Raw genomic sequence first — 24,370 nt, 5'->3', positions numbered from 1 at the left:
GGCAGTCAGCGCCAGCCGGCAGCAGCTACAGCTTCCGTTGCCGCGTTCAGCACGGCGACCACGGCCCGGTAGTAGAGCTTGAGCCGTTCCTCCGAAAGCTGAATCGCCCCATTGGCGTGGGTGGCCAAATGCGGCGCGCGCTGGATGTCTCGGCCGCTGAGGCGGCCATACCGGTGCAAGAGGACGTTGCGCACCATGCTGGCCTCATTGAATGTCTCCGCAGCGTCCGGCGGAACTCTCAAAATGCATCCCAGCCAACCGTAGGCAGTCGCCAGTCGTCCTGCGGCGTCCCATCCTCCGTCCGGGATAACCTCCTTTGCCTTCTGGTCCAACCGCTGCGCCAAATCCAGGCACCTGTCTTCAGACCACGGCCAGTCATCGACATCGAAGCGGCCTCGCTTGAACTTGGCTGAAGCCGCTAGCGCAGAACTTCGGACTGTTTCGAGTATGGCCGCCATCACGTTCTCGTGCCCAGCTTCATGGGCCGCCCACAAGCTGAGGAAAGCCAGCACATTCGTTCGGTGGTAACCCTCCGCCTTTGCGTCCGCCACCCATCTCATGGTGTCGTCTTGCTGAGCAAGGATCCGATCCAGCAGTTCTGGAGCCAGTCCCTGCTTTTCACCACCAGAGAATGTCGCAGCCCTGTGAAGAGGACCAAGTGTGTTGACGAGGTTTAGGCTCGATGAAAGATAGCTCGCCAGAAACAGGTCACCAACCAGGCGGGAGCCAATTCTGTGAAGGGCGTAGAACACCTTGTTCTCAGGCGGCGTCGCAAGCGGTGAATCGCGGAGTTCAGTCATCTTGATGATCCCGTCGGCCGGCGCAATCGGTTTTCGGTGACGGCGTACAGGCTTCTTGCCACATCAGTCGAAGTTCGAATCGATCTTCAGCCGGCAGCTCGAGCAGCGAATGAACGGGTCGGCGGGCAGGGGCAGCATGCCACGCAGAAAGTCCCCGTGAAAAGACCGTTGGCCAAGGCGCCCGTAGCCTTCGCGCTAACGAGCACATGCACATGCACTTGCACTAGCTCGGGCGGCGAAGTTTCGGGTTTCAAACATCTCGGGTAAGTTCAACGACCTTAAAGTCCTCTTTTAGGAAGGCGAACTTGTGCGCGAATAGGCCGGCTATTTTTTCGTCGGCAGTTGCGAAAAATATCTGTTGATCCGATTTCAGGACAAGATTTCGAAGGTAGTCAAGGAACGATAACGCGTTGAGATCATCGATATGTGATATTGGATCATCCAGCAGCAGCACCTTGGGGCCCGCGCGAACCTGGGCGTTCATTGCCAAGAACATCGACAACGCATAGGCTGCTCGCTGCCCTGTGCTGACTTGTCCAAGTTGGACGGCGCCGCCGCTTTCCCTGCGCTTCAACGGCGCATTTAGATCATCAGTGATGCAATATTCTGACGGAGCATGTATGCGGCTAAAGATTCGATCCGCAACTTGGAATGTGGCTGCTACGACAGCGGAATTCGCAGCGTCCAGGGAATCATTTTCAATAATGTCGTCAAGAACGGCTTGGGCCGCGCCCAAACGGGCAAGGGATTCTTTGTAGTTGTTGAGCCGCGAAAGTAGCCTATCGCGAAGTTCTCGAGCTTTGGCAAGTTGACTCTTGGAGTTCGTATCGGCTTGAATCGCGGCTAGAGCCCTCTGGGCATGGAGAACGGTTGCTTCCAGGAGCGTCCTGACAGCGTCCAGATCAGACGCGGTGGGAAGATTTGTCGCCTGGCTCAAGCCTTCAAAAGCACCCACCGCCAAGGCAGCCTGCTGCATCCGGCGATGAAGTTCGTCGAGGACCTGCTGTGGGGGCTGGCCGGCTTGCCCGAATGCAGACTCACACAAGCGCTGCAATTGTTCGACCCCAGCTTCATGCGCTTCTTCGGCCTTCGCCGCGGCCGTCGTCATCTCAGGCAAGCGGGCATCAAGGCGTGCAATGGCCTCACCAACGTTCAATGGGGTGGCGAGAATCTCGCTGCCATCATCTTCAAGCGGTGCGCACATCGATGCCACGGATTCGACGGTGAGCCCCACCGTGGCCAGCCTCCTTAGGCCATCGCTAGCCGCTTGCTTAGCATCGCGCAGAGACTGCTGCCGATTCGAGAGCGCTTTGGCTGCTGCAACCGCTGCTTGAACTGTCGAGGCCGTTCCGTCAGGAAGGACCGACGAGAACCTGCCAAGTTCACCCAGCCAAGCGTGCGTGCGCGTCATGTCGGCTCGCCGCACTTCGTCGCCCTCGATTTGCCGCCTCAGGTCGGCGACCAGACTGTCGGCAGGAGTTGCCGCCAGAGCCTCGACCTTCTGGATGAGCTGACCGGCGGCGAATCGGTTGCCGCAAACTGGACAGTTGAGATCGTCGTGACGATGCTCGATGGCCTTCAGGGCCCAATGCCGGAGTTGCGTGATCGTGTTCTGCAACTGCGATCGCGCTTGACTCGCCTCTTCAATCCGACGATTCGCTGCCCCAATTGCTTCGACGACAGCTGTGAGCGCCACATCGTTGGCCTGCATCGCGCCCTTGACCGGCATGTGACCCCACGCCTCGGCCCACCCGTCTGGCTCCGGCTGCGTCGGGATACGCGCGAAGTCACGGGATTGCCGGCGCTGTTCTGCCTCAGAGTCCGCCTTGTCCTTCGTCAGCTTGACAAGTTCTGACACCGCGGCTTGGTCAAGCTGGGTCAGGCTAAGACGCCGCGTTTGAGCAGCGGCCAATTGCGACTGCCGCTGTTGGCGCACCCCGCCGCGTGCGCTCGAGTGCTGCACTGCCTCTTGGATACGGCGCGCCAGCGAGGTCATTTCTGCCGTCCGCTCTCGAAGGGTTTGTAAAGTTATCGGAACGTCTAACCAGCGCAATTGCTGCAACGATCCCAAGCGGGACGTCAGCTCCGAAAGCCGCTCTACCAAGTGCGTTGAGAGGGCCTCCTTATTGGCCGGGAGGTCTCGCCACTGCAACCTTTGCAGATCCTGCAAAAGCACGGCAAATATGGCATCGGATTCTTGGGGCGCCGCCTCGAGTAGACTGATTTCGCGGCTGGCGGCCTTTTCATCGCGCTCGGCAACTACCCGTTCGGAGCGGACATCAGAAACCTTTTTGGCRATGTCTTTGCGCAAATCCTGCATGCGCTGCCACGCTTGAGAAGCCTCAAAGCCGCTGAGCAATTCAGTGAGTATCTTGGTGTTGTTTGGGCCTGCCTTCGGGTCCGGCTTCAATAAGGATAGTTCGGCTGCCGCATCCGTATTCAGAAAGTTGAAGCGGGCGAATTGATTCGGCAGCCTATTCGTGCGACTGTTGTCCTCGCCACCGGTCCCATACCACTGCCTGAGTCGGGTCCGGAAGTCCGAAAGCGGTTGAGCGCCAGTCGTTCTAATGTCACCTCCCGTAGTCAACCTAGCGGCCACCGCTGTGGAATAGGTAGCAGCGCAACGACGGTTTGCTCCACAAAAGAGGAACTCGATTCCCTCAAGAACCGACGTTTTTCCGACGCCGTTGGTCCCGAAAAGTAGATTTGCCTTGCCAAGAGCCTCGATTTCCTTGCGCATTGGAAATGTTCGGAACGCTTTCAGGTCGAGGCTTGCCAGATGGGACGATGCGAGTTGCCGGCTTTCGTTCGCTCCCGTCGTCCTTTTTGTGCGCACGGCCTGCCGTGACGTACCGGACGCCACATTTCCGACGATTGTCGCGATGGGCCTGTCTTTGTCTAAAACGTCATCCAGCCCCGCGGGCGTTAATTTCAAAGCCCACTTCTCGACGGTGTCGCTGGGCTGAATTGCCCCATCGGCCAGCGCGACCGAATCGAGTTCGGCCAAGACGCGATCGACTTCATCCTCTGCAACAACGAACTTTCGAGCGTAGCTCCTGTCAGCCTCTACGTTGTGCTTAAGTTGCTTGAACTCATCATTGCCAGTGGAATCCTTCGGAACGACGAAATAGAGATAATTGTTCCAGCGCAGATCGGGCGATGAGGTAGTGTCAAAATAGGAATTTCCAAGAACGTCGTCAAGATAATCGTTCAGTGTGCCAGCTGTTTGTGGGAGTTGATTATTGACGTCAAAGAAGTATGCTGAAACGTCAGAGTCGCCATGGCGCCGAACTCCACGCAGAACGCCCGTGGAAAGCTCGGAAAGATTCGAGAGTTTTGCACCCAACTTTTCTCTGATTGCCTGCACGTTCATGTCTAGGCGCCTTTCTGCTTCCGCTCAAGGAAGGCGGCCAGCGATGGAACTGCAATATGCACGGGAGTTTGGCCACCTGGCGAAGCAATGGACTTCTCATTGGCGCTGACAAAATACTTTGTGCCCCCCGCCGTCGAATACAGGATGCAGTACTGTTTTGCAGTGGCGACGTGGCGCTTCTCGAACTCTTTTTCCTGCTCACGGGTCAGGACTCGGTCAGGATCTGGCGGCGGCCCAGCTATCGTCTTTCGGACCTGGGCCTCAAGGGCTTCCAACTGAGACAGGTCTGCGGCCATGCCTGCGTGAACGATCGTGGCGAGCGTGCCATCGTCGGCAACAACATTGCGGTTTGGGTATCTTCGATCCCAAGTAAACCGGAAGCCGCTGCGTAAAGCTTCGACCGGAGTCGGCCACGCGTAGGCCGACAGGCGGAGTTCGGCGATGTGTCTCACGTTGGCGAACCGACCATTCCTGAATGCATCCGCTTCCGGGGCCGTGTCGAGCATCACTGTCACGCGCCGCACGATCTCTGCCTCGCACAACTGCATGGAGTCGATGCGCGGTGGCTCATGCCAATTCGCCTTCGGACCAAATCGACCAGCGGCGATGGCAGCCACGCGTTCAACCAGCACAGGTCCAGACTCGTAGAGCGTCCGCATGTCCGCCAAGTTGGCGGCCCCGCCAAGGGCCACGGCATTCAACTTCAGTTCGAAGCCGTCGTCGGGGCGTTCCTGGGGCGTGCGGGGCGCGCGCCAGACGCAGTCCTGTGTCGACCAGAAGAAGTTGTTGATTGCCCTCGGCCCTGTCCTCGTCGACCTTGGTTTGGCGACTGCGTGGTGGAAAACCTTGGTAGCCTCGAGCAAAAAGGCGCGAGGCCTGTAGTGGAATTGCAGTGCGTGGACCCGAATGGGCTCATGCCTAGTGTAATAAACGCCATGTTGATGATTTTCGTGAATCCGCGCGTCACTAAAATCAAACTCTTGGGGAAGGAGATACCAAGCCGATCCTGATATATTTTTCCAATCTTTGTCGTTCTGGCCTTTGTCGTCGACCGAATGAACATGGTCGGCCCAATTAAGGCAGATAACCTCGGTTTTTCCCGCGGCTTCAAAAAGTTCTGACCGATATCGCTTGTAAAGTAAGTGCCTCGGCCCATTGTTTAGTTGCACATGCAGAAGTAGAAGCCCATCGTAATATTGATTGATAATTGCTTTGTCGAACCTGAAGACGTCTGAACAAATCAGTGTCATCAGGCGTACCTCGTGGGGCTGGCGTCCGAACAGGTATACAAATTTCCCTGGAAGCATTCCGCGCGCCTCCGTATTGTCTGGGTCGCCAGAAATGTCCGTTTTGTATTGAACCAACACAACGAGGCTCTCGGCGGCGCCGTTCAATGCTGGCGCCCGAAATACATAGGCCAATGGGTTTCTGTATTGCTGGGTACTGCGTTCCACCGTTGAAACATCATCATCCAGGACCATCGCCACATCGCCGAGGCGCTCCCTTACGTCTGCCAGCCCGCCGATAGGAAGGCTTTCGCAGCCCAACACCCACAGTTTCCCCACCGCAGGCGCGACTCCGGCCTTCAATGCCGTAAGCAAAACATCCCAAGGAACGCTGTACTCGGGGCAGACGACGAGATCCGGCTGGACACCGAGGCCATTCACCAGTTCAAAGAAGCGACTGAACTTTCGGGTCGCATCTCCTCGGTCCGCATGGCCGATCGCATCATTTGCCACCCGGACGAGGCCCTCGGGCTGGAGCAGCAGCACCGTGTACTGTGTGTCGTCAGCTTTGAGGGCATTCAGGCTGGGGTGCGATAGACCGGCGCCCCGCAGCTTTTCTTCGACTGCAATGACTTCCAACGGTGCTCCTCCCTGGAGACGCTGAACCGCATCCTGAACAGTCCATTGCTCCCTGCAATTGGGACCTCAGGCGGGCAGGTTTGTTACAGCAAGTCTCTACAGTTATGCGAGTTACCGCAACGGGGTGATGCCCGGCCGCGACCCCTCAGCGGCCTGAAGCCCCCGTTACCCACCCGATCCCGATGTGTGCACGATCTGGCCAGCGAATGCTGCGGCCGCATGTCGTAGAGCTGCGGCAGCCGCGGCGGGCAGTCGCGCCGACGCACCATCGAAGCCCGGTTGCGCTTGGTTGCCAACCTTGGCAAGTAGATCCCGTTCTCAGTAGCCGCACTGTTGAGTAGATGGCTTGGTGCCAAATTATGGCGTTTTCCCATAATTGGGCGTCCCTCTGATCCTGTTCTGTTGCAAATGCGACCGACGCAGGATGAGAAGTTCGATACATACCGAGAAGTACGCGCATTTTTTGGAAGAGCTGAACGCCCTCAGAGCACGTGCCGGCCTGAGTCAGATGCAGTTGGCTGAAAAGCTTGCGGTCGGGCAGGATCTGATCAGCCGCGGCGAGGCGGGCAGGCGCCGGGTTGATGTCTTCGAGCTCGCCCTTTGGACGCACGCCTGCGGATCCACCTTGGAGGAATTCGTGAAGCGCCTAGATGAGCGCATCCGCAGCAACCAGCTGCCGGGGTTGCTGGGCGGGGATGGGCATACCGATCAGCCTTAGTTTTCCAGTCGTTAAGCTTCGACAGGCTCCGCCTTCTGTCTCGCCTGCTCTACCAACTGGCTCATCGCGCGAATCGTCTGCAGCACGTCATGCCGTTTGGACAGATGCTTGCGTCGTTTTAGGCTTGGTCCGATCGATGTCGGCTTTTCTGGGGTGACCGGCTTCCTGAGTTCGTCGTCGATCTGGCGTACGAAATCCATGAACTCTTCGCCCAGCGCCGTCAGCCACTGATGCAGTTCGATGACGTCCAACTGGCGCTCGCCGCGCTCAACATTGCTGACATAGGCTTGGCTGCGTCCCAACCGGTCGGACAGCTCACGCTGCAGAAGGCCACGCGCCTCGCGCAGTAGGCGCAGGCGCTTGTGCAGAGGAGCAGCGATCGGGCGGAGTGTTGGTCTGAGCATGGGCATCTTTCGCGTCGCACCGTACCCCACCCCAATCGATATTCAAAAACTGAATCCGGCTCCCCCGCAAGTGGCGCAGTCGATGAAGTTGCTGCTGACGCTCGGTCGCTGTCTCAGCCCAAACTCCAATTTTGAATATGGACTATGCGGCGCTAAGGTAGGCGCATGAAGCGTGTTCGAGTCGCTCCCGGTAGGTTCGTCAACATCTCCGCCGAACTGGCGGAGAAAGCGGCAAGCGTGTTCGGGTCTGGCTTGACGCGCATCCAGATTCGCGACTTTGAGGCGCTGGAGCGAGACCATTTCGCTGCCCTGATGGCGGGCTCACCCAAGCCGCTTGCCATCGTAAGAACGAGGCCAAGTTCTTCGCAAAAAATCAACGACAAACCGCCGACACCGAGTACCACTGTCGCCAACATCCCTCGAAGCAAGGCAGGCTGACGGGATGACAAGTTCTCAGGTCATCTATTCAGTGCCTTGGTTGTCGGCCTTGGGCTCATGGCTGCTGGTCGGCTCGTTGTATTCGGTGGGTACGCTCTCGGATCTGCTTGGCGTACTGGCGCTCGCTGCGTTGGCTGGTTCACTTGGTGCGCTGCTAACGCACTACCCGCGGTAGTCCGAAAACAAGAGAACAGAGTCACTCGAGATCAGAAGCATCCACGAATGTTTCACCTAGCGTATTTGGTAGATCGTCAACCGGTGTGTGGCCGCAGATTCAAGGGGATGCCACGGCGGCCATCCGCCGCCTCTCACACGCCAACTTCACACCCGGCTTTCCTGCAGTTGTTGACAAACGTCTTCCACCTAAGGGGTGGTTGTGGGCGAGGATGGCAGCGCCGGCGCCCAGGGCGAGAGCACGTTTGACGACCTCGCGCGGATGCACTGTCGTGTGGGTCAGCGAGCCCTGGAACAGCGTCTCCATTGCGATCAGGCGCAACTGCGCGTCGAGGAACAGCACTGCGAAGACTTCGTGGCCCAGCGCGCCCAGATGCAGGCGCAGATAAGTCTTGACCGTGTCCACGTCGTTCAGCGCTGGCTTCTCGGTCAGTTGCTGGCTCAGCGAGCGCCGTGCAATCTCCAGCACGGCGGCGATCTCGGCACGCTTTGCGGGGCCCAGGCCCTTGATCTTGCCGAGGTCCTGCACGCTGGCCGCCAGCAGCCCCGCCCAGCCGCCAAATCGATCCAGCAGGCTCTGTGCCAGTTGCAGCACGGGCAGGCCCTGGATGCCGGTGCGCAGCAGCAGGGCGAGCAGTTCGGCATCCGCCAACGCCTGCGGGCCGCGGGCAAGCAATTTCTCGCGCGGGCGGGCTTCAGGGGGCAGATGGGTCAACGACATAAAATCGGCCGCAGTCTAGCCAAGCGTTCCCTTTTCTTTTCCCTTCTCGCATGAACCCCATCCAGGCCGGGTCCTTCCTGACCTTGCATTACCGGCTCTCGGGCCCGGACGGCGCCGACATCGTCAACACCTTTGACGACAAGCCCGCCACGCTGTCGCTCGGTGCCGGCCAGCTGTCGCCCGCCATCGAGGCGCGCCTCATCGGCCTGCCCGAGGGCGCGCATGAGCGCTTCGAGCTGAAGCCCGGCGAAGCCTTCGGCGAGCGCAACCCCGAGCTGTTGCAGCGCGTGAAGCTGTCACTGCTGCGGCAGCTGGGCGACCCGGACGAGGTCTACAACGTCGGTGACGTCGTGCAATTCCCCGGCCCGGACGGGCAGGGCGGCTATGCCGGCGTCGTTCGCGAACTTGGCGACGAAGCCCTGCTGTTCGACTTCAACCACCCGCTTGCTGGCCAGCCGGTCAGCTTTGAAGTCCAAGTGATCGGGGTGCTTTGATGAACGCTGTTTTGCATCCCCAGGAAGTGGTGCTGGCCGAACCGCGCGGCTTTTGCGCCGGCGTGGACCGCGCCATCGAGATCGTCGAGCGCGCGCTGTTGAAGTTCGGCTCGCCGATCTACGTGCGCCACGAGATCGTCCACAACACCTACGTCGTCAACGACCTGAAGTCGCGCGGCGCCATCTTCATCGAGGACCTGGCCGAGGTGCCGCCCGGCGCGACGCTGGTGTTCAGCGCCCATGGCGTCAGCCAGGAGGTGCGCCGCGAGGCCGCCGCACGGGGCTTCCAGGTGTTCGACGCGACCTGCCCGCTGGTGACCAAGGTCCACGTCGAGGTGGCCAAGCTGCACCGCGAAGGCTATGAATTCATCATGATCGGCCACAAGGGTCATCCCGAGGTCGAGGGCACGATGGGCCAGCTGTCCGAAGGCATCTTCCTTGTCGAAGAGGTCGAGGATGTGGCCAAGGTGCAGGTGCGTGATCAGGGCAAGCTCGCCGTCGTCACGCAGACCACGTTGAGCGTGGACGATGCGGCCGAGATCCTGGCCGAGGTGAAGCGCGTCTTTCCCCAGGTGCGCGAACCCAAGCAGCAGGACATCTGCTATGCCACGCAGAACCGCCAGGACGCCGTCAAGGTGCTGGCGCCCCAGGTGGACGTCGTCATCGTTGTTGGCAGCCCCACCAGTTCCAACAGCAACCGTCTGCGCGAACTGGCCGAACGCCTGGGCACGCCGGGCTATATGGTCGACTCCGCCGAAGACCTGAAGGCCGAGTGGCTGGAGGGCCGGGCCCGTGTGGGTCTGACGGCCGGCGCCTCGGCGCCCGATGTGCTGGTGCAGGCCGTCATCGACCGCCTGCGCGCGCTGGGCGCCACCACGGTGCGTAGCCTGCCGGGCGTGGAGGAGCATGTTCGCTTCCCGTTGCCGATGGGGCTGGGCGACAAGTCCATGGCCGAGGTCAGTTCCTCGCGATCTTGACGCCGGTGCTTCCAGCTTCCGGCGGCGCCTCACATTGGCGCCGCTTGTCTATTCGAATCCTGAAGGTATTCCCATGCTCGACATCACCCAGCTGCGCAAGGACCTCGATGCTGTCATCGAGCGCCTGAACGCGCGCAAGACCCCCCAGACCTTCCTCGACGTGGAGCGCTTCAAGTCGCTCGAAGGCGAGCGCCGCTCGGTGCAGGTGCGCACCGAGGAACTGCAGGCCCGCCGCAATGCGCTGTCCAAGCAGATCGGCATGGCCAAGGGCAAGGGCGAAGATGCATCTGCGCTGATGGCAGAAGTCGGCAGCATTGCCGACGAGCTGAAAGCCGGCGCCGAACGCCTGGACGCCATCCAGGTCGAGCTGAACCAGATGCTGATGGGCGTGCCCAATCTGCCCGACGCCAGCGTACCTGCGGGCGTGGACGAAGCCGGCAATGTCGAAGTGCGCCGCTGGGGTACGCCCCGCACATTCGACTTCGAGGTCAAGGACCACGTCGACCTGGGCGCGCCGCTGGGCCTGGATTTCGAGATGGGCGCCAAGCTCTCCGGATCGCGCTTCGCCTTCCTGAAGGGCCCGGCCGCTCGCCTGCAYCGCGCGCTTGCSCAGTTCATGCTCGACGTGCARACSRCCGAGCAYGGYTACACCGAGTGCTACACGCCYTACATCGTCAACCGCGAGATCCTGGAGGGCACGGGCCAGTTGCCCAAGTTCAAGGAAGACATGTTCTGGGTGCTGCGTGGCGGCGATGAGGAACAGGTCGAGCAGTACCTGATCTCGACCTCGGAGATCTCACTGACCAACACCGTTCGCGAGAGCGTGCTCAAGCCTGAAGACCTGCCCGTCAAGCTGACGGCCCACAGCCCCTGCTTCCGCTCGGAAGCAGGCTCCGCCGGCCGCGACACSCGYGGCMTGATCCGCCARCACCAGTTCGACAAGGTCGARATGGTGCGCATCGAGCTGCCCGAGAACAGCATGGCCGCGCTGGAAGAGATGACGGGCCACGCCGAAGCTGTGCTGCAAAAGCTCGGTCTGCCCTACCGCACGGTGCTGCTGTGCAGCGGCGACATGGGCTTTGGCTCGACCAAGACCTATGACCTCGAGGTCTGGCTGCCGGCGCAGAACACCTTCCGCGAGATCAGCTCCTGCTCGAACATGGGCGCCTTCCAGGCCCGCCGCATGCAGGCGCGCTTCAAGAACGCGCAGGGCAAGAACGAGTTCGTACACACGTTGAATGGCTCTGGTCTCGCCGTGGGTCGCACCCTCGTTGCAGTTCTCGAAAATTATCAGAACGCCGACGGCAGCATCACGGTGCCTGAGGCGCTGCGGCCCTATCTGGGCGGCGCTGACACGTTGCGAGGTTGAGCTCAAAAAGCCTGGCTATAATGCTGGGCTCAGCTCGCACCAGATTCGGAGAGGTGGCAGAGTGGYYGAATGTACCTGACTCGAAATCAGGCGGACGGTAACGTCTCGGGGGTTCGAATCCCCCCCTCTCCTCCAGCACAAGGCCAGTCCACCAGGACTGGCCTTTTTGCTTTGTGCGGGGCGTCAATCAGGGCAGGTTGGGTGCGCGTGGCTGCAACTGCCCCGGTGTGAGCCCCAGAATCCTGCGCAGCGAATGCGTGAGATGGGCCTGGTCGGTGTAGCCCAGTTCGGCCGCCACATCGGCGGGGCGCTGACCTTGTTGCAGCAGGCCTGCGGCGGCGTCGGCGCGCAGGATCTGCTGCAGCTTCTTCGGGCTCATGCCGGTCACATGGCTGCTGTGGCGCTGCAGGCTGCGGTCGTCCACGCGCTCCCAGCCGCCGGCAGCAGCGCGCTGCACCAGCAGGTCCACCTCAATGAGGCCGCGCCGCGCAAGTTGCATGACGAGCTGCTCGGCGTTCTCGAAGCTGGGCAGTTCCAGGCGCTCGTCGCCGATCAGGAAGTCACGCCGCCCCGCGAACCCATGCACATGGCCCTGGTTCATCATGCGCTGGCCTGGTCGGGCGGGCATGTAGATCTCGGGTCGGAAAGCGATGCTGAGATAGCTGTCGCCGGCCTCGCTGCCCAGTTTCACGACGCGGTCGGTCTGGCCGGTCTGCAGCACCATCAGGCCGCTCCGGGTCTGCCGGAAGACGAGGTCCCAGCTGCCATCCGGCCGTACCAGATCCTGCGTCGCTGCCGTGTAGCTCACCCGGTCGATGTGCGTGATGAAACGCGCGGCCGATGGCGAATCGGCCGCGCGCGTTTCACGCTGGATGCCTGGGTTGTGGCCCGTCACGCCACGTGCATGCGAGGAGAGGGCATGCACGCATGGTAGCGACGACTTACTGCAACTGGGCGAAGAAGCGGCGCATGTCCCGCACCAGCAGCTCGGGCGCGTCCGTCGCCGCGAAATGCCCGCCATGCGGCATTTCGGTCCACTGCACGATGTTGCTGTGCGAGCGCTCGGCAAAGGCACGCACCGAGCGGAAGTCGTTCGGGAAGGAGGCCACGGCCGTGGGCACCGGATTGGGCAGTTCACGGTAGCCGGCGCCGGTCTGGGCGTTCTCGAAATAGAACTCCGCCGCCTGACCGCTGGTGGCGGTGAACCAGTACAGCGAGACATGGGTCAGGAAGCGCTCGCGGTCCATGGTCTGGGCGGCCTCGCCCTCGAAGCCGAAGAAGAGTTCGGCATTCCAGGCCAGCTGCGCCACCGGCGAATCCACCAGGCCGAAGCCCAGCGTGGCCGGCCGCTTGGACTGGATCTCGGCATAGCCGTTGTACTTCTGGAAGCGCTCGAGGTTGGCGAACCCGGCCCTCTCGAACGGGGACAGCTTCTCCATCTCGCCCGGCGCGCCGCTCGGGAAGGCGAAGATCTGCTGCAGGTGCACGCCCACCAAGCCCCGCGGATTCAGGATGCCCAGCTCGCGGCCGACGAGCGCGCCGCCGTCGCCCCCCTGGGCGCCATAGCGCTCGTAGCCCAGGCGCTTCATCAGCGTGTCCCAGGCGGCGGCAGTGTGCGCGGCCTCCCAGCCTGGGCCGGCCAGCGGCGACGAGAAGGCAAAGCCGGGCAGAGACGGGATGACGAGGTGAAAGGCCATCGCCGGGTCCAGCCCATGGGCGCGCGGGTTGCTCAAGGGGCCGATCACATCGAGGAACTCGGCCACCGTGCTGGGCCAGCCGTGCGTGAGGATCAGTGGCAGCGCATGCGGCTCGGGCGAGCGCACGTGCAGGAAGTGGATGGTCTGGCCGTCGATCTCGGTCAGGAACTGCGGATGGCGGTTCAGCTCGGCTTCGTGCGGGCGCCAGTCGTAGCCATCCACCCATTGCTCCGCCAGTTCGCGAATGAAACCGGTGGCCTGGCCGCGGCTCCAATCCTGCACGGTGGTCTGGGGCCAGCGGGTCTGGCGCAGGCGCTGCTTCAGGTCGTCGATCTGGGCTTGCGGGATGTCGATGCGGAAGGGGCGGATGGTGGTGCTCATGACAGGCTCCTGGGTGGGGTGGATCGATGGAGTCAGTGTCTCGATCTGCCCCGCCGAGAGCTTGTAAAAACCCGCCAATGCGGCCCGCCGTCAATGTTGGTGGTGCCCTCCGGGCTTGCGCACCTGCACCTGGGCATCCTGGGGAGCCGCGCCGGGCGCCGTGGCCGCTGGCGGCGCGTCACCCACTTCGCGCGCCAGCGTGCCGGCGGGGTGCGGGAACCAGCCCGGGTCGCTGTAGTCGCCCCGCTTCAGTCCGCGCCTGACCTTGAGCACGCTGAACATCCCACCCATCGCGATCGATCCGAAAGGCCCGTCCCCGGCCATCATGGGCGCGGTGTTCTCCGGCCCCGGCATGCTCATCTCCGTCATCTCGTGCATGCCGCTGTGGCCCATGGCCATATAGCCCGGCACCAGCTTGCGGATCTTGGCCTCCAGGTCGCTCGCATCCACACCCAGCATGGTTGGCACGTCATGTCCCATCGCGTTCATCGTGTGGTGAGCCTTGTGGCAGTGGAAGGCCCAGTCGCCTTCCTCGTCGGCGATGAACTCGATCTGGCGCATCTGGCCGACCGCGATGTCGGTTGTCACTTCGGGCCAGCGCGCCGTGCGTGGCACCGGGCCGCCGTCGGTGCCGGTGACCTCGAACTCATGACCATGGATGTGCATGGGATGGTTGGTCATCGTCAGGTTGCCGATGCGGATGCGCACGCGGTCGCCCTGGCGCGCGACGAGCGGCGCGATACCCGGGAAGATGCGGCTGTTCCAGCTCCACAGGTTGAAGTCCAGCATGGTCATGACCTTCGGTGTCGCACTGCCGGGCTCGATGTCATAGGCATTGAGCAGGAAGGCGTAGTCGCGGTCCACGTCGGCGATCTGCGGGTGCTTCGCCTTGGGATGCGTGATCCACAGGCCCATCATGCCCATGGCCATCTGCACCATCTCGTCGGCATGCGGGTGGTACATGAAGGTGCCGGGGCGGCGGGCGATGAACTCGTAGACCCAGGTCTTGCCGGGTGGGATGGGAGGCTGCGTGAGGCCCGTGACACCGTCCATGCCGTTGGGCAGGCGCTGGCCGTGCCAGTGCATGCTGGTGGCCTCGGGCAGGCGGTTGGTCACGTAGATGCGCACGCGGTCGCCCTCGACGACCTCGATGGTCGGCCCGGGGCTCTGGCCGTTGTAGCCCCACAGGCGTGCGGTGAAGCCCGGCGCCATCTCGCGCACGACGGGTTCGGCGACGAGATGGAATTCCTTGACGCCGGCGTTCATGCGCCATGGCGCCGTCCAGCCGTTCAGCGTGACGACGGGGTTGTAGGGGCGGCCATTGCGTGGAACCAGCGGCGCTTGCGTGTCGGGCGAGGTCTGGATGACGGGTTCTGGCAGGGCCGCGAGCGCCGCGGTGGACACCGCGGCCAGCGAGGTGCCAGCGAGCAGGGAGCGTCGATTGAGCATGGGATCCTCGGGATTCAGTGGGTTGCCGCGGCGGGGGCGGCGGCAGCGGCCTGGGGCAGGGCTGGCGCGACACGACCGACAAGGGCCTGGTCGAGGTCGGCCTGGGCGACCCAGAAATCGCGCAGCGCCTCCCGCGTGGCGCTGACGGCGGCGACCTGGGCGCGGGCATCGGCCAGCAGCTCGAAGACGCCGATCAGCATGGCGTTGTAGCGCAGCAGCTGTTCGCTGGAGACGCGCTGGGCCAGCGGCAGCAGTTCGTCCCGGTGCTGGCGGGCGACATCGAAAGCGCTGCGGTAGAGGCCGTACGCCTCGCGGGCTTCGGAGCGGGCCTGGATGGCTGTATCCGCGGCCACATGTGCGGCTTCGCGGGCCAGCGCCTCAGCCTTCGGTTGGGGGCCGGGGCCGAAGAGCGGCAGCTCCAGCGCCACCTCCCAGCCGCGCTGGGTAGGCTGTTCGTTGGACGAGTTGCGTACCGTGCCCAGCTCCAGCATCGACACCCAGCGCGTCATTCGAGCAAGGTCAAGCTGGCGCGCGGATTGCTCCAGAGTCAGCCGCGCCGCCTGCACGTCCAGGCGCTGGGCCAGGGCTTGCGCTTCGATGCCGGCTTGCTCTCGCGGCGTGGTTGGTAGGTCGGGCAGGCGCTCCGGCAGGCGCAGTGCGCTGCCGTCCTCCAGGCTCAGCAGGCGCACGAGGCGTTCGCGTGCGGCGAGCCGCTGGGCCTCGGTGCGTGCCAAGGCGAGTCGGGCGTCGGCCTCGAAGCCTTGTTCGCGGGCCCGCGCCAAAGCATTGAAGTTGCCGGCGACCTGCATGCGGCGTGCGAGTTCCGCGCCGGCCTCGGCGGCTTCCCGCACCTGGCGGCGGTAGGCCAGGGCCTCCTCGGCCGCGACGGCGCGTACCCAGGCGCGGCGCGTGTCGGCGGCCAGGGCCAGCGTGTCGGCGGCGGCCTGCTGCTGCTCAGCCTGCAGGCGGCGCTGCTCGGCGGCGCGCACCAGCGGCAGGGTCAGCAGGCGCGCAAGGTCGATATGCCAGCCGCGCTCCAGTTCCACCTCGCTGCCACGCGTCAGGCGGCTGAAGCGAAAGCCTGGGTTGGGCAGGCGGCCGGCCGCATCGACGTCGGCAGCGGTGACACCAAGGCGTGCCAGCCGGGCCTGCAACCCGCGATTGTTCTGCAGCGCGAGCTGCACGGCGGCATCCGCCGTCAGTGGTTCTCGCAGTCGCTCGTCAATCTGGTCAGCAGAGGGCAGGGTGGCCGACAGTGGCTGGGCGGTGTGTGGCTCGGTCAGCCTGGAGACGGGGGCGATGCTGTCGGGGGGCGCGGTGGCGCAGCCAGTCAGCGCGGTCAGCAGCGCGAGCCCGCAGGTGCGGGCGAAGGGAAGGGGATGCATGCAGGGCCTCTCGGGGCGGTGCGAAGACGCCCGCCGCGCTTGGCAGCGGCGGGAACAGCGGCAGTAACAGCGGAGAAGAGAAGCTCAGCCCCTGGGAGGCGGGTCGGGCAGTGGCGGCACGACGCCAGCCCAACGCTCGGCCGGCGCCTGGGCGACGCGCAGGGCCGGTGCGGCAGGCGGCGTGTCCAGCGTCAGCACGGGCGGCGGCGCGGCCGCCAGGCAACAGGGCGCGCAGAGCTTGCAGGGCTTGGCCGCGTGGTTGTGGGCATCGCCATGCATGCTCTGGTGGTCATGGCCGGCGTGTTGCTCTTGCATGGGCACCGGTGCCGGCTCACAGCCCAGTTGGCCGGCCGCGAGCAGGCTGCGCAGGGGCAGCAGCACGAGCAGCAGGCAGAGCAGGACGAAGCGACCGACGCGATGCATCTGCGGCACTTTACTACCCGTGCTGCTGAAGCCAGGCCCGCGGCGACGTGCCCGCATGCCGCTGCGCGAACAGCCGGCTCAGGGCCGAGGCATTCGCATAGCCCAGCTCGGCCGCCAGCGTCTTCAAGGACTTGCCGGCGCGCAGTTCGGCGCGGACGATGGCCAGGCGCCAGTCGGCGAGATAGCCGGCGGGCGTCTGGCCCAGGGCGTCGCGAAACGCCTCGGCAAAGCGGCTGCGCGACATGCCAGCCTCGGCCGCCATGGCTGCCAGGCTCCAGGCCTCGCCCGGCCGGGCATGCAGGGCCGTTAGCGCCCGGGCCAGGCGCGCGTCCGCCAGGCCGCGCATCAGGCCCAAGGGCAGGGCCGCGTCGCGCTGGTCCAGCATCCAGCGCAGCAGTTGCAGCAGCAGCACCTCGAACAACCGGTCTGCCAGCAGGCGTTGACCACAGCGCACGTGCTCCGATTCGCCGAACAGCAGCTTCAGCGTCGCGTCAATGCCCTCCACCTGCGCCAGCGGGAGCACGACCAGCGGCGGCAGCGCCTGCACGAGTGGGTGGCCGGCCTCGAAGTCCAGGGTTGCGCAGACGAAGTCCGAGCCCTCGGTCGGCGCGTTGTGGAAGTCGTGCGCTAGCGGGCGCGGGTAGAAGACCAGGCTGGGTTCGCGCACCCACAGGCGTTCGACGAGGCCGGTCGCACGGGCATGCCTCACCTCCATCGCGCCATTGCGCATCACATGCAGGAAACCGCGGCCGGGCCGGGCATCGAAGTGGGTCACGCCGCACAGCGGCCCGGCGTGGAAAAGGCTGGCGCGCACGCGAAAGCGCTCGAACAGTGGGCTCAGGCGGTCCAGTGGCGGGCTGTCAGTCACGGTACGAATGGGTTAAATTGTTGGATGAAATGATACCTATCGTTCTTGCCTGGCAACGACAGTGGAGACCTTCATCCACTGCCCTCGAAAGGCAACACCATGACCTCCCGCGTTCCCCTTGTCTCTGCCACCGACACCCCCGCCGCGGCCCGCGCGACGCTGGACGCGATCCACGGCGCCTTTGGCGCGACGCCGAACATGTTCCGCGCGGCGGCGAATTCGCCTGCGGCGCTGCAGGCCATGTGGTCCTTCTTTGGCGCTCTTGGCGGTGGGGCCATCCCGGCCAAACTGGGTGAGCAGATCGCTGTCGCCGTGGCCGACCGCAATGCCTGCGAATACTGCCTGGCCGCGCATACCGCCCTGGGCCGCAAGGCCGGCGCGACGCCTGCCGAGATGAACGCGGCCCAGGCTGGTGAGTCGGCCGACCCGGCGACGGCGGTGGCGCTGCGCTTCGCGCTCCAACTCGTCGAGCAGCGCGGCCAGGTGGGTGATGCCGATGTGGCAGCCGTGCGCGCGGCGGGGTTTGGCGACGGCCAGATCGTCGAGATCCTGGCTCACGTGGCGCTGAATCTGTTCACCAACTACGTGAACGTCGCGTTTGCGGTGCCGGTGGATTTCCCGAGCGTGAAGCTGCGCTCGGCTGTCTGATCGAGAGGCGATGATGGCGCAGATGAAAACCGCCCTGGCCCTGCGCCATCTCGCCTTCGAGGACCTCGGTCTCATCGAGCCCGTGCTGCTTTCACGCGGTTTCGATGTCCGCTATCACGAGGCCGGCGTCGACGACTTCGCTGCCGTTGATCTTGATGCAATCGATCTGCTCGTCGTGCTTGGCGGGCCGATCAGCGTGGAAGACGAGGAACGTTTCCCCTGGCTGGTCGACGAGGTCGGGCTGATCCGCCAACGACTGGACTCACGCCTGCCGCTGCTCGGCATCTGCCTGGGCGCGCAGCTGATGGCCCGAGCCCTGGGCGCGCGCGTGAAGCCCATGGGCGTCAAGGAGATCGGCTTTGCGCCGCTGACCATGACGGCGGCGGGGCAGGGCACGGCGTTGGTCGAGCTGGGCGATCAACCCATGTTGCACTGGCACGGCGATCAGTTCGAGTTGCCGGCCGGGATGGTGTCACTGGCGGCGACGACCGTCTGCCCTCACCAGGCGTTCGCGCCGCACAACCGGGCCCTGGGCCTGCAGTTCCACCCCGAGGTCGCGCCCGAGCGCTTCGAGCAATGGCTGATCGGCCATATCGACGAACTGGCGCAGGCCGGCATCACGCCGAATGAACTTCGCGCCGCGATGTCGCGCGAATCTGAAGGATTGCGAGCCGCCCTGAAGCGGCTGATGGACCGCTGGTTAGACCAGGCCCTGCTTTGACGCCAGCACCGCCGCTTCCGCACGGCTGGACACGTTGAGCTTCTTGTAGATGCTCTTGATGTGGTCGTTGACGGTGAACCACTTGATGCCCATCAGGTTCGCGATCTCCTTGATCGTGAAGCCCTTGCTCAGATAGGTCAGCACTTCGCTCTCGCGCGGCGTCAGGCGTTCCCATTCGGGCGGCGGGTCCAGGGCGACGCTGCGGCTGTTGGAAAAGCCCGCGTGCGAGGACGACAGTGAGCCGAAGCCCGAGTTCAGCGGCATGGTGCCGCTGTCACTGGAGCCGGGGCGGAAGTGAGACAGCAGGCGGCGCGCGATGGCGGGTGACAGCGGCGGCTGGCCGCGCACGATGCGCTGCAGCTCCTCCACCAGCACCTCGAAGCGGTCTTCCTTCAGCAGATAGCCGTCGGCACCGCACTGCAAGGCCGGAAAGAGGTGGTCGTCGTCCGAATACAGCGTCGTGACGATCTTGATAGCCGGAGATCCCGCCAACTCGGTCAGGAACTCCATGCCGTTGCCGTCGGGCAGTTCCAGGTCGACGAGGATGAGCTTGAAGCTGATCTCCGGGTTGCCACCTGAAAGCTTGGCCACCTGGCGGCGGGCGTTCTCAAGGTCACCGACTTCAGTGAGCTCCATCGCGTCGCTGAAGCTCTCTCGCACCACGCGGCACAGGAAACTGCGGGCAACGGGGTTGTCTTCGATGATGAGAACTTTGACGGTCATGGCGCGTGGCGGGCAGCGGCTGTCGATTCGACCGTCGAGAATGTAGCGCACCGCCCCCTAGAAGCTCCGGTGGATCGCCCTAGTCCAAGCCCCCGGTTCAGGCTTCACGAATTGGTAAGAACTAACTTGCCGACCACCTCGCGGGCCGCCATGCGCGCGAAGGCGGCAGGCAACTCCTCCATCGGCAGCACCCGGTCCAGCACCGGCTTGATCTTGCCCGCGGCATACCAGGCCGCCAACTCTCCCAGCATCGTGGCGTTATGCCCGGGCTCGCGTTTGGCGAATTCGCCCCAGAACACGCCGACCAGGGACGCGCCCTTGAGCAGCGCCAGGTTCAGCGGCAGCGCCGGAATCTGGCCCTGCGCAAAACCGATGACGAGGTAGCGGCCGCGCCAGGCGATGGAGCGGAAGGCCGCTTCGGCCAGGTCGCCGCCAACGGGGTCGTAGATGACGTCGGGCCCCTTGCCTTCGGTCAGGGCCTTCAATTCATCACGCAGGTTCTGCGTCGCGTAGTTGATGGTCGCGTCGGCGCCAAGGGCCTTGCAGGCCAGGCATTTGGCATCGCTGCCCGCCGCGGCGATGACCCGCGCCCCGGCGGCCTTGGCGATCTGGATGGCGGCCGTGCCGACGCCACCCGCCGCGCCCAGGATGAGCACGGTCTCGCCGGGCTTCAGAGCTGCGCGGTCCACCAGCGCGTGGTGGCTCGTGGCATAGGTACAGATGAAGGCCGCGGCGTCCTCGAAACTGAAAGCTTCGGGCAGCGGCATGGCCAGCACGGCCGGGATGCAGACCTCGGTGGCAAAGCCACCCAGGCCGCCAAAGGCCGCGACGCGCTGGCCCACGGCAAAGCCCTTGACGCCTTCGCCCACCTCGGTGACCACGCCCGAGAACTCCGTGCCTGGCACAAAGGGCAGGGGCGGYTTCATCTGGTACTTGTTCTGCACGATSAGCAGGTCRGGAAAGTTCAGGCTGGCGGCGCGGATAGCCACGCGGATCTGGCCCGCTGGCAGAGCGGGAGCGGGCAGTTCACGCCATTGCAGCGCCTCGACGCCCACCGGGTTCTCGCAGAGCCATGCCTTCATCGTCGTCTCCAGATTTCGTGAATTGGCGATGATAGGAATCAAGGTGGTTACACCCGGTCTCGCAGGTGACGCTCTCCCTACAATTGGCCCCATGCGCATCCTGATTTCCAACGACGACGGTTACCTCGCACCGGGCCTCGCGGCCCTGGTAAAAGCCTGCGAAGGCCTGGGCGAGATCGAAGTCATCGCCCCCGAGCAGAACGCCAGCGGCACGTCCAACTCGCTGACGCTGAACCGGCCGCTGAATGTCCACCGCGCCGCCAACGGGTTCCGCTATGTCAGCGGCACGCCATCCGACGGTGTCCATCTCGCCCTGACCGGTCTGCTCGGCTACCGGCCCGACCTGGTGCTCTCGGGCATCAACAACGGCGCCAACATGGGCGACGACACGCTGTATTCCGGCACCGTCGCCGCCGCCACCGAGGGCTATCTGTTCGGCATCCCGTCCATCGCCTTCTCGCAGGCCGAGAAGGGCTGGGTTGAACTGGAGGCCGCGGCCCGCGTGGCGCGCAGCGTCGTCGAGCAGGTCATTGCCGGGGGCTTAAGCCAGGGCTTCCTGCTCAACGTCAACATCCCCAACCGGGCCGATGCCGACACCCTGCCGCGCAAGATCACGCGCCTGGGCCGGCGCCATGCCAGCGAAGGCATCATCGAGCAGATCAACCCCCGCGGCGAGACCATCTACTGGATCGGCCCGGCCGGGGACGCCCGGGACGCCGGCGAGGGCACGGACTTCCACGCCACCGCCAACGGCCAGGTGTCGATCACGCCGCTGCAGGTGGACCTGACCGAACATTCGTCTCTCGGTGCCTGGGCGCAGCGCCTCGGTCTCTGAATGTCTACACCCAAGCGCTTCCCGGCCAGCCTGAAGTCGGCCACGTCACCGCAGCGTGAACTGCTGATGCCGCAGCGCCATCTGCATCAGGCCACGCGGGACGCGGCCCGGCTGGCGCGCCCCAGCGGCACCGGGCTGGACAGCGGCGCCGTGCGCCAGCGCATGGTCGACCGGCTGCGCGCCGAGGGGAAGTTCGACGAGCATGTGCTCGCCGCGATGGCCACCGTGCCGCGCCACGAGTTCGTCGACAGCGCGCTGGCCGCCCAGGCCTATGAGGACACGGCCCTGCCCATCGGCCATGGCCAGACCATTTCCAAGCCCTCGGTGGTCGCCCACATGCTGGGCCTGCTGATGGCCGGCGCTGGTGCGCGCCAGCGCGGGTCGCTGGGCCGTGTGCTGGAAATCGGCACGGGTTGCGGCTACCAAGCAGCCGTCATCGCGCTGCTGGCGCGACAGCTCACCTCCATCGAGCGCCTGCAGGGTCTGCACGACAAGGCCAAGCTCAATCTGCAGCGCGTGGGGCTGCCGCGCGTGCCGCGCCTCATCTGGGGCGATGGCCGCCTGGGCCACGCAGCCAGCGGGCCTTTCGACTGCATCATCGCTGCGGCGGGCGGCGAGGACATTCCCGCCGCCTGGACCGAGCAACTCGCCCCTGGCGGGCGTCTCATCGCCCCGACGGCGGCCGGCGGCCGCGGCCAGGTGCTGGTGGTGCTCGACCATGTCGTCGAGGCGGGCGTCAGCCGCTGGGTGCGCAACGAGCATGAAGCCGTGCTGTTCGTCCCATTAAAATCCGGCGTCCTCTGACGGGGCCGTCGGCGCACCGCGCCACACAATCGGGTCGGCCTTCCAACGTGCTCTAGCCACACGATGCCCTCAAGCCTGCGCCTTTTATTCACTGCCATCACCACCTCGCTGCTGCTCAGCGCCTGCGGCACGTCGTTGCATCGTGCCGCACCGGTCGAGGACCGCAACCCGCAGCCCGCCACGGCCGCGGTGGTGCCGGCGCCCGCCGCGTCGGCGGCTTCCGCGCCCGATGCCAAGCCGCCGCTGCCGGGTGCTGAGAACGCCGGCAAAGCCGGTTACTACACCGTCAAGCCGGGTGACGCGCTGATCCGCATCGCGCTGGACAATGGCCAGAGCTGGCGTGACGTGGCCAAATGGAACAGCCTGGAGAACCCCAACCGTATCGAGGTGGGGCAGGTGCTGCGCGTCGTGCCCCCAGGTGTCGACCCCAGCGCCGTGACGGCCAAGCCCATCGCCAGCACGGCCAAGGTCGAGTCGCGGCCGCTGGACGCCAAGCCGCCGGTCGCTGCCGCGAGTGCGCCGACGGCTTCGTCCACCAGTACGTCCACACCGGCCGCATCGGAAGACGACAGCATGGCCTGGGGTTGGCCGGTCGCCCAATCCATCAGCGCCGGCTTCGACGAGCAGCGCAACAAGGGTCTGGACTTTGCAGGCAAGCCGGGTGACCCGGTGCTGGCTGTCGCCGATGGACGCGTTGTTTACGCTGGTTCGGGGTTGCGCGGCTACGGCAACTTGGTCATCATCAAGCACAACAGCACCTACCTGACAGCGTATGCCCACAACCGGGCCATGCTGGTCGAGCAGGACCAAACCGTACGCAAGGGTCAGAGGATTGCCGAGATGGGTTCCACCGAGAGCGATACCGTCAAGTTGCACTTTGAAGTGCGCAAGCTCGGCAAGCCTGTCGATCCGGCCAAGCTGCTGCCGCCGCGCTGAGAAGCCGGCCAGCCAACAGTCATGCATCGGGCCAGCGATCACGTCATGAAACGCGCTGCGCCCAAGCTCAACGGACATGGTGGCAATGGCAGCGAGCCGGCTGTCATCTTGTCGGCGCTGAACGGGGGCAGCGGTGATGCCGAGCCGGTTTCAGACGTCAGCGAAGAAGACGGCCGGGCACTGCGCAATGGCGGCGACGAGGTCGAGCTCGGCAACGCGCTGCAGGCCTATCTGCGCGACATCCGCCGCACGCCGCTGCTGACGCCTCAGCAGGAATTCGACACGGCCGTTGCGGCGCGCGCGGGTGATTTCGATGCGCGCCAGGCCATGATCGAGCACAACCTGCGCCTGGTCGTCAGCATCGCCAAGAACTACCTGGGCCGTGGCCTGCCGATGAGCGATCTCATCGAGGAAGGCAATCTCGGCTTGATGCACGCCATCGGCAAGTTCGAGCCCGAGCGCGGGTTCCGTTTCTCCACCTACTCGAGCTGGTGGATACGCCAGAGCATCGAGCGCGCGCTGATGCACCAGGCCCGCTTGGTGCGGCTGCCGGTGCACATCGTGCGCGAGCTCAACCAGGTGCTGAAGGCGCGCCGCGCGCTGGAGGCCCTGCAGAGCGCCAATGGCTCCGAAGGCCGCGTGCGCGCCGAGGACGTGGCCCAAGCGCTGGGCCGGCCGGTCGACGAGGTGGCCGAGCTGTTGGCCTATGCCGAGCTGCCGAGTTCGCTGGATTCGCCGGTGGACCGCAACGGCGAGGGCGGCGAGTCCATGCTGGATCTGGTGGCCGACGACCAGGCTATCGACCCGATGGGCCTGCGCCTGTCGCACGAGGTCGAGGAGTTGCTGCAGCACGGGCTGGCCAGCCTCAACGACCGTGAGCGCGAGGTGCTGTCGGGCCGCTACGGCCTGTCGGACCGCGAACCGGAGACGCTGGACGTGCTGGCCATCCGCCTCAAGCTGACGCGCGAGCGCATCCGCCAGATCCAGATCGAGGCGCTGGCCAAGCTCAAGCGCAACATGATGCGCCACGGCGTGGATCGGGACTCGATCTTCTGACGGGTTGCGCGAGCCTCAGATAATCTGGG

Annotated in this window: 24 protein-coding genes and 1 tRNA gene; 12 read left to right on the top strand and 13 right to left on the bottom strand. The window is 64.5% G+C overall.

Annotated features, from left to right (window positions below):
• Positions 1–5 precede the first annotated feature (5 nt).
• The 3 genes from ACXJKM_RS27090 to ACXJKM_RS27080 form a co-directional block, all read right to left on the bottom strand.
• A complete protein-coding gene (locus ACXJKM_RS27090; RefSeq protein ID WP_457356236.1) occupies positions 6–800 on the bottom strand; it encodes a hypothetical protein in 795 nt (264 codons plus the stop codon).
• A gap of 250 nt (positions 801–1,050) precedes the next feature.
• Positions 1,051–4,173 carry a hypothetical protein gene (locus tag ACXJKM_RS27085; RefSeq protein ID WP_457356235.1) on the bottom strand — a complete coding sequence of 1,041 codons (3,123 nt, stop codon included), beginning with the start codon at positions 4,171–4,173 and terminating at the stop codon, positions 1,051–1,053.
• Positions 4,174–4,175: 2 nt separating this feature from the next.
• Positions 4,176–6,038 (bottom strand): hypothetical protein, encoded by a 1,863-nt coding sequence (locus ACXJKM_RS27080; RefSeq protein WP_457356234.1) that lies wholly within the window; start codon positions 6,036–6,038, stop codon positions 4,176–4,178.
• Between the two features lie 463 nt (positions 6,039–6,501).
• Here ACXJKM_RS27080 and ACXJKM_RS27075 point away from each other — a divergent pair, with 463 nt between their 5' ends.
• Positions 6,502–6,756, top strand: a complete 255-nt coding sequence (locus ACXJKM_RS27075; RefSeq protein WP_457356233.1) for a helix-turn-helix domain-containing protein — start codon at positions 6,502–6,504, stop codon at positions 6,754–6,756.
• Between the two features lie 11 nt (positions 6,757–6,767).
• Here ACXJKM_RS27075 and ACXJKM_RS27070 read toward each other — a convergent pair whose 3' ends face one another.
• Entirely contained in the window at positions 6,768–7,166 is a 399-nt protein-coding gene (locus ACXJKM_RS27070; RefSeq protein WP_457356232.1) for a helix-turn-helix domain-containing protein, read from the bottom strand.
• A gap of 159 nt (positions 7,167–7,325) precedes the next feature.
• Here ACXJKM_RS27070 and ACXJKM_RS27065 point away from each other — a divergent pair, with 159 nt between their 5' ends.
• Positions 7,326–7,598, top strand: a complete 273-nt coding sequence (locus ACXJKM_RS27065) for a hypothetical protein (RefSeq protein WP_457356231.1) — start codon at positions 7,326–7,328, stop codon at positions 7,596–7,598.
• Between the two features lie 274 nt (positions 7,599–7,872).
• Here ACXJKM_RS27065 and radC read toward each other — a convergent pair whose 3' ends face one another.
• The gene (gene radC / locus ACXJKM_RS27060; protein ID WP_457356230.1) at positions 7,873–8,493 is read right to left on the bottom strand and encodes a RadC family protein; all 621 of its coding nucleotides are present in this window, start codon (positions 8,491–8,493) and stop codon (positions 7,873–7,875) included.
• Between the two features lie 50 nt (positions 8,494–8,543).
• Here radC and ACXJKM_RS27055 point away from each other — a divergent pair, with 50 nt between their 5' ends.
• The 4 genes from ACXJKM_RS27055 (at position 8,544) to ACXJKM_RS27040 (ending at position 11,468) form a co-directional block, all read left to right on the top strand.
• Positions 8,544–8,987 (top strand): FKBP-type peptidyl-prolyl cis-trans isomerase, encoded by a 444-nt coding sequence (locus ACXJKM_RS27055; RefSeq protein WP_056195383.1) that lies wholly within the window; start codon positions 8,544–8,546, stop codon positions 8,985–8,987.
• Entirely contained in the window at positions 8,987–9,964 is a 978-nt protein-coding gene (gene ispH / locus ACXJKM_RS27050; RefSeq protein ID WP_056195385.1) for a 4-hydroxy-3-methylbut-2-enyl diphosphate reductase, read from the top strand. Before ACXJKM_RS27055 ends, ispH begins: the two co-directional genes overlap by 1 nt.
• Before the next feature lie 73 nt (positions 9,965–10,037).
• On the top strand, positions 10,038–11,333 hold the full coding sequence (gene serS / locus ACXJKM_RS27045; RefSeq protein ID WP_457356229.1) for a serine--tRNA ligase: 1,296 nt from the start codon (positions 10,038–10,040) through the stop codon (positions 11,331–11,333).
• A 47-nt stretch (positions 11,334–11,380) separates the two neighbouring features.
• Positions 11,381–11,468, top strand: a tRNA-Ser gene (locus ACXJKM_RS27040).
• 52 nt (positions 11,469–11,520) lie between these two features.
• Here the strand turns inward: ACXJKM_RS27040 and ACXJKM_RS27035 are convergent.
• From ACXJKM_RS27035 to ACXJKM_RS27010, 6 genes are all read right to left on the bottom strand, one after another.
• Positions 11,521–12,258, bottom strand: coding sequence for a helix-turn-helix domain-containing protein (locus ACXJKM_RS27035; protein WP_457356228.1), 738 nt, complete (start codon positions 12,256–12,258; stop codon positions 11,521–11,523).
• Positions 12,259–12,274: 16 nt separating this feature from the next.
• Positions 12,275–13,411 carry an epoxide hydrolase family protein gene (locus tag ACXJKM_RS27030; protein WP_457356227.1) on the bottom strand — a complete coding sequence of 379 codons (1,137 nt, stop codon included), beginning with the start codon at positions 13,409–13,411 and terminating at the stop codon, positions 12,275–12,277.
• A 90-nt stretch (positions 13,412–13,501) separates the two neighbouring features.
• Positions 13,502–14,860 (bottom strand): multicopper oxidase family protein, encoded by a 1,359-nt coding sequence (locus ACXJKM_RS27025; RefSeq protein WP_457356226.1) that lies wholly within the window; start codon positions 14,858–14,860, stop codon positions 13,502–13,504.
• Positions 14,861–14,874: 14 nt separating this feature from the next.
• On the bottom strand, positions 14,875–16,245 hold the full coding sequence (locus ACXJKM_RS27020) for a TolC family protein (RefSeq protein ID WP_457356225.1): 1,371 nt from the start codon (positions 16,243–16,245) through the stop codon (positions 14,875–14,877).
• Between the two features lie 84 nt (positions 16,246–16,329).
• On the bottom strand, positions 16,330–16,668 hold the full coding sequence (locus tag ACXJKM_RS27015; RefSeq protein WP_457323274.1) for a hypothetical protein: 339 nt from the start codon (positions 16,666–16,668) through the stop codon (positions 16,330–16,332).
• 13 nt (positions 16,669–16,681) lie between these two features.
• Complete coding sequence (locus ACXJKM_RS27010; protein ID WP_457356224.1) at positions 16,682–17,536, bottom strand: AraC family transcriptional regulator; 855 nt, start codon at positions 17,534–17,536, stop codon at positions 16,682–16,684.
• A 99-nt stretch (positions 17,537–17,635) separates the two neighbouring features.
• Between ACXJKM_RS27010 and ACXJKM_RS27005 the strand changes: the two genes are divergently transcribed.
• Together ACXJKM_RS27005 and ACXJKM_RS27000 are read left to right on the top strand one after the other, a co-directional pair.
• A complete protein-coding gene (locus tag ACXJKM_RS27005; RefSeq protein ID WP_056195406.1) occupies positions 17,636–18,184 on the top strand; it encodes a carboxymuconolactone decarboxylase family protein in 549 nt (182 codons plus the stop codon).
• Positions 18,185–18,206: 22 nt separating this feature from the next.
• Positions 18,207–18,905: a glutamine amidotransferase gene (locus tag ACXJKM_RS27000; protein ID WP_056197162.1), complete on the top strand. Its 699-nt coding sequence runs from the start codon at positions 18,207–18,209 to the stop codon at positions 18,903–18,905.
• Here ACXJKM_RS27000 and ACXJKM_RS26995 read toward each other — a convergent pair.
• The gene (locus ACXJKM_RS26995; protein ID WP_056195409.1) at positions 18,885–19,628 is read right to left on the bottom strand and encodes a LuxR C-terminal-related transcriptional regulator; all 744 of its coding nucleotides are present in this window, start codon (positions 19,626–19,628) and stop codon (positions 18,885–18,887) included. The genes ACXJKM_RS27000 and ACXJKM_RS26995 overlap by 21 nt on opposite strands.
• Positions 19,629–19,732: 104 nt before the next feature.
• Positions 19,733–20,710 (bottom strand): NADPH:quinone oxidoreductase family protein, encoded by a 978-nt coding sequence (locus tag ACXJKM_RS26990; protein ID WP_457356223.1) that lies wholly within the window; start codon positions 20,708–20,710, stop codon positions 19,733–19,735.
• A gap of 91 nt (positions 20,711–20,801) precedes the next feature.
• Between ACXJKM_RS26990 and surE the strand changes: the two genes are divergently transcribed.
• The 4 genes from surE to rpoS all read left to right on the top strand — a co-directional run bounded on the left by surE (position 20,802) and on the right by rpoS (position 24,341).
• Positions 20,802–21,545, top strand: a complete 744-nt coding sequence (gene surE / locus ACXJKM_RS26985; RefSeq protein ID WP_056195417.1) for a 5'/3'-nucleotidase SurE — start codon at positions 20,802–20,804, stop codon at positions 21,543–21,545.
• The gene (locus ACXJKM_RS26980) at positions 21,546–22,349 is read left to right on the top strand and encodes a protein-L-isoaspartate(D-aspartate) O-methyltransferase (protein ID WP_056195420.1); all 804 of its coding nucleotides are present in this window, start codon (positions 21,546–21,548) and stop codon (positions 22,347–22,349) included.
• Positions 22,350–22,412: 63 nt separating this feature from the next.
• The gene (locus ACXJKM_RS26975) at positions 22,413–23,285 is read left to right on the top strand and encodes a peptidoglycan DD-metalloendopeptidase family protein (protein ID WP_457356222.1); all 873 of its coding nucleotides are present in this window, start codon (positions 22,413–22,415) and stop codon (positions 23,283–23,285) included.
• A 45-nt stretch (positions 23,286–23,330) separates the two neighbouring features.
• Positions 23,331–24,341: an RNA polymerase sigma factor RpoS gene (gene rpoS / locus ACXJKM_RS26970; protein ID WP_082532550.1), complete on the top strand. Its 1,011-nt coding sequence runs from the start codon at positions 23,331–23,333 to the stop codon at positions 24,339–24,341.
• The last annotated feature ends 29 nt before the right edge of the window (positions 24,342–24,370 follow it).

Source organism: Roseateles sp. P5_D6 (genome assembly GCF_054049415.1).
This window is presented reverse-complemented; position numbering and strand designations above follow the sequence as displayed.